Raw genomic sequence first — 9,110 nt, 5'->3', positions numbered from 1 at the left:
CCGCGGGGGCCCCGCCGCGCCCCCCGCCCCCCCCCCACCCCGACAATCCGGTACGGAGGTGCACACGTGCGGTGGCGGCGGACCCTACCGGCAGTGGTGGCCCTGCTCGGCGTGACCGGGCTCGGGCTGATCACCGTCGGCCTCACCGCCGACCCGGCGCGGCCACCACGACCGTCGGCCGACGCGCCGACCCGCACCCACCCCGCACCGGACCTGGCTCCGTTGCCACCCGCCGCGCCGGTCCGGGTGCAGATCCCCGCCATCGACGTACGCGCCGACATCGTCCCCGTCGGCGCCGACGCCGCCGGCGTGCTGGAGGTGCCGCCACTGGACCGGCCCACCCTCGCCGGCTGGTACCGGTACGGGGTCAGCCCCGGTGAGACCGGCAACGCTGTCCTGGTCGGACACGTCGACGCGCCGTCCGGCCCGGCGGTCTTCTTCGATCTCGGTCGGCTCCGCGCCGGGCAGCAGGTGCAGGTCACCCGCGCCGACGCACGGGTCGCCACGTTCACAGTGGACGAGGTGCGGGCGTACCCGAAGGAGCACTTCCCCACCGCCCTGGTCTACGGCCCGGCGGACGCCGCCGGGCTGCGCCTGATCACCTGCGGCGGCCGGTTCGACGCGGCGACCGGCAACTACGTCGACAACGTCGTCGTCTTCGCCACCCGCACCGCCTGAACCGGGCCACCCGCACCGCCGGAACCGGACCGCCTGCCCGAGCCGCCCGCGCCGCCTCCCCGCTGTCGGGAGCCGGACCCTCGTCGGCAGAATGCGGTGGCACCATCCCCTGATCGGGACGGTACGCCGGCGACGGGGAGGCACGCGGTGGATCAGCGACCGGTACGGAATCGGACCGGTCGAGGCGTACGCGCCCTGGCCCGTCGACTGCTCGGGCGGGTCGAGGGCGACTCCCCCAACCTCCGCCGGTCCAACCCGGACGCCGTGGTCGACTGCGCCGTCTACCTCAAGGGCCGCCGGGAACCCGGTCAACCGCACTACGCCGACGCGTACGCCCGGGCGCGGCACGGCCGCGACGCCTTCGTGTGGCTGGGACTGCACGATCCCGGCCCGGCGGTGCTCGCCGCAGTCGGCCAGACCTTCGGCCTCGACGAACTGACAGTCGAACAGGCGCTCGCCGACGGGCACCGGCCCACCGTGCAGCGCCACGGGCCTGTCACGCTGCTGGTCCTGCGCACCGCCGGGTACGTGGAGCACGACGAGCTGACCGAGACCTCCGAGGTGATCGACACCGGGGACGTCATGGTGCTGCTCGGTGACCGCTTCGCCATCACGGTGCGGCACGGTGCCGCCGGGGCGCTGCGCAGCGTTCGCGCCGACATCGAGCGCCGCCCCGCGCTGCTGGCCGCCGGCCCGTGGGCGGTGGCGTACGCGGTCTGCGCCCGCATGGTCGACTCCTACCTGGAGGTGGCCGGCCACGTGGAACGGGACCTGGAGCGGGTCGAGGAGGCGGTGTTCGCCCGCGACCGCGCCGTCGACATCCAGCACATCTACCAGCTCAAACGGGAGGTGGTGGAGTTCAAGCGCGCGGTCCTGCCGTTGCAGGGGCCGATGCGTACGCTGCTCGAACCCGACGGCCCGCCGCGCGCCCTGCACCGCTGGTTCGTCGACGTCGACGGCCGACTGAGCCGGGCGGTGGACCGGGTGGCCGCGTACGACGACCTGCTCACCTCGATCGTCCAGTCCCGGCTGGCGCAGCTCGCCGTCGAGCAGAACAACGACATGCGCAAGATCGCCGCCTGGGCGGCCATCGCGGCCACCCAGACCGGCATCGCCGGGATCTACGGCATGAACTTCAACCACATGCCCGAGCTGGCCTGGCGCTACGGCTACGCCGGGGCCCTCACCCTGATGGCGGCGGCGGCCCTGTTCCTGTACCGGCTGTTCCGCCGCTCCGGCTGGCTGTGAGGTCGGTGGTCCGCCCAAGCTGACCGAGGGCTAACCTCGCGCGGGTGATGTGGCAGCGGTACGTGGCGATCGGCGACAGCACCACCGAAGGGCTCGACGACCCGGACGGTATCGGTGGCTACCGGGGCTGGGCCGACCGGTTCGCCCTGGCGGTTGCTCGCGCCCAGGGCGGTCTGGAATACGCGAACCTGGCCATCCGGGGCCGGACCACCGCGTTGATCCGCGCCGAGCAGCTTCAGCCCGCCCTCGACCTGGCCCCCGACCTGGCCACCGTGGTCGCCGGCATGAACGACGTGCTGCGCCCCTCCTTCGACGCGGACCAGGTCGCCGGGGATGTCGCGGCGATGCAGCAGGCACTGGTCGAGCAGGGGGCCACAGTGCTGACCTTCACGATGCCGGATCCGGCGCCCGTGATGCCGTTGGCCCGGCCGCTGCGTGGTCGCATGCTGGCGCTCAACGAGGCGCTGCGGGCCGCCACCGCACGGACCGGCGCCACCCTCCTCGACCTGGGCGCCCACCCGGTCTCCTCCGATCCCCGGCTGTGGAGCGACGACCGGCTGCACGCCAACAGCGCCGGGCACGAGCGCATCGCCGCCGCCCTGGCGTACACGGCGGGTCTGCCCGGGTTCGACGACTCCTGGACGCGGCCGTTGCCGCCGGCACCCCGGCGGCGCCGCGGCGAGGTGTTCGGCGCCGAGCTGGCCTGGACCCGCCGGCACCTGCTGCCCTGGCTGGCCCGGCACCTGCGGGGCCAGTCGTCGGGCGACGACCGGGTGGCCAAGCGTCCGGTGCCGCTGCCGGTGCCACTGGACTAGGTCGGGTGCGGCAGGATGGCGACGTGGGCAAGGGTGGGGGACGTCGGCGGGCGAACGCGACAACGGGACGGGCGTGCCCGTGCGGTTCCGGCCGGGCGTACACGGACTGCTGCGCGCCGGCGCACGGCGGCGACGCCCCGGCGACGGCCGAGGCGTTGATGCGCTCCCGGTTCAGCGCCTTCGCCCTCGGCGACTCGGGTTACCTGCTGCGCAGCTGGCACTCCTCGACCCGGCCCGCCTCCCTGGAGCTTGACCCGGGGCAGCGGTGGACCCGACTGGAGATCGTGGAGACCGAGCGGGGCGGCCTGCTCGACACCGCCGGCACGGTGACCTTCCACGCCCACTACCGGGACGCGGGCCGGCCCGGCACGTTGACCGAACACAGCCGGTTCGTCCGCGAGGACGGCCGCTGGGTCTACCTCGACGGTGACCAACCCTGACGGGTGCGCGTCCGCACCGCCACCGCGCAGCTTCCGGGCCGACTGAGCCGGGTGCCCCACCAGGATCGTCGTCGGCATCGACGCTGTCGGCGAGTCGAAGGCCCGGGTCAACGTCCTGCACGAGAAGCTGACCGGAGCCGAGCAGGCCGCTGAGGCCGCCGCCGGGTCCCGGTCAGTCCGGGCCGCCCGGCACCGCCGCGGCCACCGCGGTGGGCACTGTCGTCCAATGCCGGCGGCGGGTCAGCAGCACCAGCGCCACCACGAGGTACGCCCCGGCGGTCAGCGCGAACGCCACCGCGTTGCCGGCCGCCGTGGCGAGCAGGCCGTAACCGGCGTACGTCACGATGATCAGCACGTCCGTGGCCATCCCGGCCAGGGAGGTGACGGTGGCCCGGCTGCTGCCGACGATCCGGGCCTGGAGCCGCGCGTCGGCCAGAACGGTGGCCAACTGCGCGGCGCCGAAGGCCACCGCGAGCAGCACGAACCCCGCCGGGTGCCGCAACAGGGCGCCTCCGGCCAGCGCGACGCCGACCAGCCCCAACAACCCGGCGTAACCTCGGCTGCCCAGCCGCTCCCCCGCCGGGGCGAGCAGCCCACCGACTGTGACTCCGGCCCAGAGCAGCAGGAGCAGCAGGGGTACGGCCTGCGCCCCGACGCCGGTGTCCAGGGCGAGCAGCGGGGTGTACTCGTCCAGGGCGCCCCAGTCGGCGGCGACCACGGCCACCAGCAGCACGGCGGCCCGTACCGGCGGACGGGTGCGGACCTGCGAGACCCCGGCCCGCAGCGTGTCCCACCACCCCAGGTCACCATCGTCGTCCGGGCTCACGGGTTCGTCCTGCCGGGGTGGTGCGGCACCCACCGGCCGGACGGCCGCCGCCGGCTCGGCGACCGGAACGCCGACGGCGGCGGGCGCGCGGTGTTCCGGGAAGCGGGTGGCGACGATCGTGGCGAGCAGGCAGGCGAGCACGCTGGCCGCGCCGACCACCGGATACCCGCCGACGGCGAGCACCGGGCCGGCGAGCACTCCGGAGACCACCACGCCCAGCACACCCGCCGTCCGCGCCCGCCCGAGCACCCGGGCGTACCGGTCGACAGCGCCGAGCCGGTCCAACTCGGTCCAGACCAACGCCTCCAGCGCACCGGAGACCAGTGCGCCACCAGCGCCCCAGAGCAGGAAGCCGACAGCGAAGGCCGGGTACGACGGCAGCAGCACCCAGAGCGCGAAACCGGCGGCGGCCACCAGCGGGGCGAGGCACAGCAACAATCGGCGGGACAGCACGTCGGCCCAGGCGCCGGAGGGCACCTCGAACAGGATTCCGGCGGCGGACCAGATGACGAAGAGCGACGCGATCTGCCCCACCGACAGCCCGGTGTCGGCGAAGAACACCACGTACAGGGGGTAGAGCAGGACCAGGTCACTGAGGAACGCGTACCCGTAGAGGGTCGCCGTCAGCCGACGGACCGCCGGCTCGGGCACGCGCGAAGCGATGAGGGTCATGGGGCCTTCCCGTGGGAGTGGAGACGGACACCGGACGTGCGGTGACCGTGGTGGCCCACGGGATCGGCAGACGCTGCTGGATCAATGTCGCCAGGTCATGCCCGCGATGCTAGACAACCGGCGCGGCCTCGGCCAGCGCTTTCGGCGCGCCGAGCAGCGCGGACCGGGCCGGGTGGGCGGGACGGGGCGGGAGGGGGCGTGGCGTGGCGTGGCGGACAACGAGAGGCGGGGCGGGACCGAATCGGTCCCGCCCCGCCGCCGTACCGCTGGTGTCAGCGCCGGTCGAGCGGCGGAATGACGGTGGTGGTCTCGCTGTCGTCGCTGGTGCGCTGGCCGGGCACCGCGCGATCGGTGCCGCCCGTGACCACCTGGGTGGTGTCGGGGTCGACGCCGGCGCCCACCACCTGCGTGACGTCCGAATCGGCCGAGCCGCTGACCACCTGCGTCGTGTGGTCGGTCGCTGAGGGCCGGGCCGGTGTCGGCGTCGGCTCGTCGCCGACGCTGCGGTTGACCGCCTGGGTGGTGTCGGAGCTGACCGGGAAGTGGACGACCTGGGTGGCCTCCGGGTCGGTGGGCCGGGTCACCACCTGGGTGGCGTCGGCGTCGGTGGGCCGGGTCACCACCTGGGTGGCCTCCGCGTCGCTGGTGGTGGCCGACCGGCGGGCCAGCGCGGCCTCGGCGTCGCGGCGGCTGGCCCGGTACGCCTGGGCGTGCTCGGCGATCAGCTGCGACTCCCGCTCGGCGCGGGTCAGCCACGACTCCCAACGGCTCTGCATCGGACGGATCAGACCGCCGCCGACACCGACGACGAGGATGCCGCCGATAGTGGCCAGCACGGCGATCAGCACGGGGGTGGTGACCGCGGTGGCCACGCCGATCTGGTTCAGCGCCGCGATGACGCCGAGGCCGAGGATGAACACCGAGGCGATGGTGGCCAGCACCCGGCCGTACGACAGGCCGCCGAGCGCGCCGCTGATGATGTCCTTGACCGCGTTGGCGATGGCGGCGGCGACCACGACGATGACGATCGCGACGAAGGCGCGGGGCAGCCACGCGATCACCGCGCCGAGAAGGTCGGAGATCGGGTTCGGGCCCCAGATGCCGAAGGCGAGCTGAAGGGTGAACAGCAGCACCGCGTAGTAGACGAGCTTCGCGACGATGTCACTGGCGTCGTACCGGGAGCGGCTCAACGCGCGGCGGATGCCGCCGCGTTCGACGGCGCGGTCGAAGCCCACCCGTTCGAGGACCTTCTCCACGATCTTCAGTACGGCCTTGGCGATCAGCCATCCGGCCACCAGGATCGCCAGGAAGGCGACGGCCTTGGGCAGGAAGAGCATCACCGAGCGGAGAGCGTCGCCCACCGCGTCGCTGACGTTGTCACTCATCTGGTCATTCCTTAAGTGGGGCAGCCGGAACGGTCCGCCCCGACCTACCCCCGACCCGACACGCGGAAACACCAGTGATCATCAGGCCTGTCGGCCCTCTAGCGCGTGGGCGAGTTTTGGCAATATTCTCCGGAGTGCGTGCGGCCACTGGAGCTACTTTTCATCCCCCCGCCGTCGGCCGCAGGAGGAGATGCAATGCACGTCGACCATTCCGAAGTGGATCGCCGGACGCTGCTGCGGGCCGGTCTCGGCGCCGCCACGGTCGCCGTCGTCGGGAGCGAACTCGCCTTCCCGGGCGCGGCGCAGGCCGCGCCGGGCACCGACCTGGACTGGATCATCAGCTGTGACGAGTGGGCCGCCCGCCCGCCGAAGGACCCGCTGTCGGTGAGCGCCATCGCCACCAACAAGATCATCGTGCACCACATGGCGTTCCCGAACGTCACCGACTACTCCCGTGAGCAGGCGGTCAAGCTGGCCCACGACTGCCAGGACCTGCACATGGACGGCAACGGCTGGTCGGACACCGGCCAGCACTTCACAGTGAGCCGTGGCGGGTACGTGCTGGAGGGCCGCCGGGGCAGCCTGGAGCGCCTCGAAGCCGGCGACCGGCAGATGATCTCGGCGCACTGTCCGGGTGAGAACGGCCGGGCCATCGGCATCGAGAACGAGGGCACCTACGTCACCGAGACGCCACCGGACGCGTTGACCGACTCGCTGGTGAAGCTCTGCGTCGCGATCTGCCGGCAGTACGGGCTGCACGCGTACGACATCTTCGGCCACTGGGACTTCCGCACCACCGAGTGCCCGGGCGCCGCCTTCTACCGACAGTTCCCCGAGCTGCGGCGGCGGGTGCACGCCGCGCTGGGCACCAAACTCGGTGACGTGCCGGCGCGCCGCTGGCCGGACCTGTGGCGTTTCGTCAACTCCCCCTCGGTGCGGGTGGTGCAGCACCTGCTCGCCTACCGGGGCTACCCGGTGATCGTCAGCGGCACGTTCGACGCCGCGACAGTGGCGGCGGTGCAGGACTGGCAGGCCCGCAACGGCATCGCGGTCGACGTGGACGCCACCCTCACCACGCCGACCTGGGAGACGCTCGCGCCGGAGTTGGACCAGCACGCCGCCGGAGCGCCGGTCACCGCCGTGCAGGAAATCCTCGCCACCAAGGGGTACGCGGTCACCGTCACCGGGGCGTACGACCACGCCACCCGCACGGCGGTGCAGGACCTTCAGGCGCTGCACGGGCTGCCCCGCAACGGCAAGCTCAGTACGAGCACCTGGTGCACTGTCGTCGGCGGGTCGGTCCGCGAGTCGTTCCGGCACCGCTGAGCCCGTGGTGGCGGTGCGGGGGCGCACCCGCACCGCCACCAGCACGCTCACCGGTTTGATCCGCCGCCCCGGCGGAAAGAGTTGCGGCATGACCTGGGCCCGTCGAGCCGTACCCGCCGTCGCCGCCGCCGTCGCGGCACTCGCCGCGCGGGATCTGATCCAGCGCGACCACGCGCTGCTGCGCAACTTCCCGGTCCTCGGCCGGGCCCGCTACCTGTTGGAGACGATCGGGCCGGAGCTTCGGCAGTACATCGTGGCCGGCAACAACGAGGAACGGCCCTTCACCCGCGACCAGCGCCGCTGGGTGTACGCGTCGGCCAAGCAGGAGAACAACTACTTCGGTTTCGGCACCGACAACGACATCGAATACACCGCCGGGTACCCGATCATCAAGCACCGCACGTTCGGTCGTGCCGTGCCGCCGTCGGCACCGACCGCCGGGCACGACGTACGGGTGCCCTGCGCGAAGGTGCTCGGCGCGGCACGGGGACGGGCCCGGGCGTTCCGACCGGAGTCGGTCGTCAACATCTCCGGAATGAGCTTCGGCTCGCTCTCCGGCAACGCCATCACCGCGCTCAACAAGGGAGCGGCCCTCGCCGGCTGCCTGCAGAACACCGGCGAGGGCGGTCTGTCGCCGTACCATCGCAACGGTGGGGAGCTGATTTTCCAACTCGGCACCGCGTACTTCGGCTGCCGGGACGAGCACGGCCGGTTCAGCCTCGACCGGCTCAAGGACCTGGTCGCCGGCGCACCGGTGCGGGCGCTGGAGATCAAGCTGAGCCAGGGCGCCAAGCCGAGCCTCGGTGGGCTGCTGCCCGGGGCGAAGGTGTCCGCCGAGATCGCCGCCACCCGGGGCATCCCGGCCGGTCAGGACTGCGTCAGCCCGTCCCGGCACGCCGAGTTCTCCGACTGCGACAGCCTGCTCGACTGGGTGGAGTTGCTGGCCGCCGAGACGGGCCTGCCGGTCGGCATCAAGTCGGCGGTCGGTGACCTGAGCTTCTGGGAGGAGCTGGCCACCCTCATGCGGGACACCGGCCGGGGTGTGGACTTCGTGACGATCGACGGCGGCGAGGGAGGCACCGGGGCCGCACCACTGATCTTCACCGACTCGGTGTCGCTCCCATTCCAGCAGGGCTTCTCCCGGGTCTACAAGATCTTCGCCGAGCACGGTCTGCACGAGCAGGTGGTCTTCGTCGGCGGCGGCAAGCTCGGCCTGCCGGACAACGCCATCGTGGCGTTCGCGCTCGGCTGCGACATGGTCAACGTCGGCAGGGAGGCGATGCTGGCGGTCGGCTGCATCCAGGCGCAGAAGTGCCACACCGACACCTGCCCCACCGGCGTCGCCACCCAGAACGCGTGGCTCGCCCGTGGGCTGGACCCGGCGTTGAAGTCGGTCCGGGCGGCCAACTACCTGCGGACGCTACGCCGGGACCTGACCAAGGTAGCCGAGGCCTGCGGCGTCGAACACCCCGGCCTGATCGGCACCGACGCCGTGGAGATCCTGGACGGCCGCACCGCCTCAACCCCACTGCACCAGGTGTACGGCTACCGACCGGAATGGGGACTGCCCTCGCCCGCCGACCAGGCGGAGATCATCCGGCTGATGGTCCCGGAGGCACGCCAGGGCGGCAGCGCCCCGCCCTCCGCCACTGCCGTCGGTTGAGCTCACGCCGATCCGGCGGCGAGGGCCGCAGGCGCGGAGCAGAGAAGTACCGGGATC

7 protein-coding genes and 1 pseudogene are annotated in these 9,110 nt (G+C 72.8%); 6 read left to right on the top strand and 2 right to left on the bottom strand.

Annotated elements, in window-relative coordinates:
• Positions 1-66 precede the first annotated feature (66 nt).
• The 4 genes from AB0B68_RS30000 to AB0B68_RS29985 all read left to right on the top strand — a co-directional run bounded on the left by AB0B68_RS30000 (position 67) and on the right by AB0B68_RS29985 (position 3,181).
• Positions 67-678, top strand: coding sequence for a class F sortase (locus AB0B68_RS30000; RefSeq protein ID WP_357203726.1), 612 nt, complete (start codon positions 67-69; stop codon positions 676-678).
• 147 nt (positions 679-825) lie between these two features.
• Entirely contained in the window at positions 826-1,926 is a 1,101-nt protein-coding gene (locus tag AB0B68_RS29995; RefSeq protein WP_357203727.1) for a magnesium and cobalt transport protein CorA, read from the top strand.
• A 47-nt stretch (positions 1,927-1,973) separates the two neighbouring features.
• Positions 1,974-2,741, top strand: coding sequence for an SGNH/GDSL hydrolase family protein (locus tag AB0B68_RS29990; RefSeq protein ID WP_355009141.1), 768 nt, complete (start codon positions 1,974-1,976; stop codon positions 2,739-2,741).
• A gap of 23 nt (positions 2,742-2,764) precedes the next feature.
• Positions 2,765-3,181 carry a YchJ family metal-binding protein gene (locus tag AB0B68_RS29985; protein WP_357264233.1) on the top strand — a complete coding sequence of 139 codons (417 nt, stop codon included), beginning with the start codon at positions 2,765-2,767 and terminating at the stop codon, positions 3,179-3,181.
• A gap of 172 nt (positions 3,182-3,353) precedes the next feature.
• Here the strand turns inward: AB0B68_RS29985 and AB0B68_RS29980 are convergent, their stop codons facing one another.
• Entirely contained in the window at positions 3,354-4,679 is a 1,326-nt protein-coding gene (locus AB0B68_RS29980) for an MFS transporter (protein WP_357264230.1), read from the bottom strand.
• Positions 4,680-5,422: 743 nt separating this feature from the next.
• Positions 5,423-6,064 (bottom strand): annotated as a pseudogene (locus tag AB0B68_RS29975) (hypothetical protein); the annotation flags it as partial.
• Between the two features lie 195 nt (positions 6,065-6,259).
• On the opposite strand from AB0B68_RS29975, the gene AB0B68_RS29970 reads away from it, so the two are divergent.
• Positions 6,260-7,390 carry an N-acetylmuramoyl-L-alanine amidase gene (locus AB0B68_RS29970; RefSeq protein ID WP_357203735.1) on the top strand — a complete coding sequence of 377 codons (1,131 nt, stop codon included), beginning with the start codon at positions 6,260-6,262 and terminating at the stop codon, positions 7,388-7,390.
• 88 nt (positions 7,391-7,478) lie between these two features.
• Positions 7,479-9,053, top strand: coding sequence for an FMN-binding glutamate synthase family protein (locus tag AB0B68_RS29965; RefSeq protein WP_357203737.1), 1,575 nt, complete (start codon positions 7,479-7,481; stop codon positions 9,051-9,053).
• Positions 9,054-9,110 lie beyond the last annotated feature (57 nt).

The sequence above is a fragment of the Micromonospora sp. NPDC049049 genome, from assembly GCF_040649115.1.
GTDB lineage: Bacteria > Actinomycetota > Actinomycetes > Mycobacteriales > Micromonosporaceae > Micromonospora.
This window is presented reverse-complemented; position numbering and strand designations above follow the sequence as displayed.